The organism is Streptomyces hainanensis (assembly GCF_004348415.1).
Classification (GTDB): domain Bacteria; phylum Actinomycetota; class Actinomycetes; order Streptomycetales; family Streptomycetaceae; genus Streptomyces; species Streptomyces hainanensis.
Map to the genome: position 1 here is coordinate 1 of NZ_SMKI01000701.1, position 2670 is coordinate 2670.

The 2670-nt window shown below is 75.5% G+C and carries 2 protein-coding genes; both read right to left on the bottom strand.

Annotated features, from left to right (window positions below; genetic code table 11):
* Positions 1-119: 119 nt before the first annotated feature.
* The gene (locus E1283_RS34890) at positions 120-1058 is read right to left on the bottom strand and encodes a M56 family metallopeptidase (protein ID WP_132822178.1); all 939 of its coding nucleotides are present in this window, start codon (positions 1056-1058) and stop codon (positions 120-122) included.
* On the bottom strand, positions 1055-2566 hold the full coding sequence (locus E1283_RS34895) for an MFS transporter (RefSeq protein WP_243745317.1): 1512 nt from the start codon (positions 2564-2566) through the stop codon (positions 1055-1057). Before E1283_RS34895 ends, E1283_RS34890 begins: the two co-directional genes overlap by 4 nt.
* Between the last annotated feature and the right edge of the window lie 104 nt (positions 2567-2670).

A 2670-nucleotide genomic window follows, 5' to 3' on the forward strand; every position in this document is an offset into this window, starting at 1 on the left:
CTCCAGGCGCAGCATCCGCAGCACCTGCCGCCGGCTGGTGCCGATCAGCCGCAGCAGCGCGAACTCGCGGGCCCGGTCGGCGGTCGCCATCGGGCCGGGGCCGGGCGCGCCGGCCCGACTCAGCCGAGCGCCATGATCCCGGGTCCGAAGGTGATCAGCAGCGGCACCAGGGGGGCGAGCGCCGCCATCGCGGTGGTGGCGGTGCGCCGCGTCGACTCGAACCGGGGCGGCGGGTCGAGGAGCCGCCGCACCCGGTGGGCGAGCAGCCGGCGCGGGTTGGCGCAGGACAGCACGCCGCGGTGGGCGTTGAGCTCGATCAGGGCGAGCGCCGCGTCGAGGTGGCCGCAGCGCCTGGAGGCCGTGTCGTCGGCGGCCAGCTCGACCAGCCGGTGGGCCTGCTCGTTGAAGTGGGCGAAGAGCGGGACGCCGGGGAAGCCCACGGCCAGCGCCGAGGAGAGGTGGAGCAGCCAGTCGTGCCTGGCCCGGGCGTGGCCGAGCTCGTGGGCCAGCACCGAGTCCAGCTGACGACCGGTGAGGCGACGCAACGCGCCGGTGGTGACGACGAGTTGGGGCGGGTAGCCGGCGAGCAGCCAGGCGTCGGGGTACTCGTCCTCCAGCACCAGCAGCGGGCCGCGCTCCGCGGCGAGGCCGGCCGGCAGGTCGGGGGCGCGCTCCCGCAGGTGGGCGCGGCGGCGGAGCCGGCGGCCGCGCGCCTCGTACAGCTCGCGCCCGAGCATCGCGGCCGTCCAGGCGGCGCCGCAGGTCAACAGCAGGGCCAGGACGGCGATCCAGGGCGGGGCCGCGGCCAGGTCGTAGGCGGCGGTGACCGGGGCGGGCGCCGGCGCGAAGAGGTGGACGCGGACGGTGTCGAAGACGGCGGCGGCGCTGAGCGACAGCGCGGCGAGGCAGCTGAGCAGCACGGTGGCGACCAGGCACTGCCACACCCACAGCGCGGTGTTGGGCTCGCGCTCCGGCCAGCCGGCCCGGGTCAGCACCCGGGCGGCGGGACCGGCGGCGGTGGCGGCGACGGCCGCGAGCAACAGCAGGCAGAGGATCACGCGGCGGGCTCCGTCACCTGGGTCGGCTGGTCCTGGCGGACCCCATTGTGCCGTGCCGCGAGGCGGGCGGCGAGCGCGCTGCCGAGGGCGAGGGCGACGGTGGCGATCAGCAGGGTGGTGGTGTAGCCGTGGTCGAACGCGGCGTGCGCGGCGTCCAGCAGCCCGGCGGCCTGGTCGGCGGGGAGTCCGCCGGCGGCGGCCAGGCCCGCGTCCAGGCTGTCGGCGGCCGACTCGTCGACGCCGGCGGGGAGTTGGACGGTGGCGGTGTAGAGGGAGGTGAGGACGCTGCCGAGGATCGCGACGCCGGTGAGGCTGCCGAGCTCGTACGACACCTCCTCGACGGAGGCGGCCATGCCGGCGCGGTGGGCGGGCGCGTTGCCCATGATGGAGGCGGAGGCCGCGGTCATCGCGAGGCCCATCCCGACGCCGGCCACCAGCATCCCGGGTATGGTCCACGCCATGTGGTCGGGGTGGATGTCGACGAACGGCACCACGCCGGGCGTGAGGAGCAGCGTCAGCAGCGTGCCGGCGGCGTTGGCCGCGAGGCCGCCGACGATCAGGGGCGCGGGGCCCAGGCGGTGGACCAGGCCGCCGGCGACCACGCCGGCCGGCAACGCGCCGCCGGCGAACGCCGCCACCAGCAGGCCGGACTCCAACGGGCTCCAGCCGGCGACCAGTTGCAGGCGCTGGGTGAGCACCAGCTGGATCCCGGCGTTCGCGAACATGGCGAGGCCGGCGGCGAGGACGCCGGAGACGATGCGCCGGTCGCGCAGCAGCCGGAAGTCGAGCAGCGGGTCCTCCTGCCGGCGCTGCCGGCGCGCGAACAGTGTGAGGCCGATCGCCGCGACGACGAGGGCGATCGCCAGGTGGGTCGGCTCCCGGTCGGGCCTGGCGGCCTCCTTGATGGCATACACGAGGCCGACCAGGCCGGCCATGACCTGGGCGGAGGCGACCGCGTCCCACGGCCGGTCGGCGTGGCCCGAGCCGCCGGGTGCGAGCAGGACGGCGGCGACCAGCGCGACGACCACCACCGGCACGTTGATGAGGAAGACCGAGCCCCACCAGAAGTGTTCGAGGAGCAGCCCGCCCACGATCGGGCCGAGCGCGGAGCCGGCCACCGCCATCGAGCCCCACACGCCGATCGCGATGTTCCGCTCGCGCTCGTCGGTGAAGGTGACGCGGATCAGCGAGAGCGTGGCCGGCATCATCGCGGCGGCGCCGACCGCGAGCAGCGCGCGGGCGGCGATCAGCGCCGCCGGGTTCGGCGCGGACGCGGCGATCGCCGACGCGGTGCCGAAGACGACGAGGCCGGCCAGGAACATCCGCCGGTGCCCGACGCGGTCGCCCAGGGTGCCGGCGCCGAGCAGCAGCCCGGCCATCACCAGCGGGTAGGCGTTGATGATCCACAGCTTCTGGGAGGCGTCGGCGCCCAACTCCGTGGTCAGCGTGGGCAACGCGGTGTAGAGGACGGTCATGTCGACGGAGATCAGCAGCAGCCCCGCCGGCAGTACGGCCCTTTGGCGGCATCTGCTTGGTTTCTCCCCTGGAGGTGGTCGGTCCTGCTTACCGGACCGCTGGACGAGCGTGATCCGGTGCGGACTACTTCTTGCCC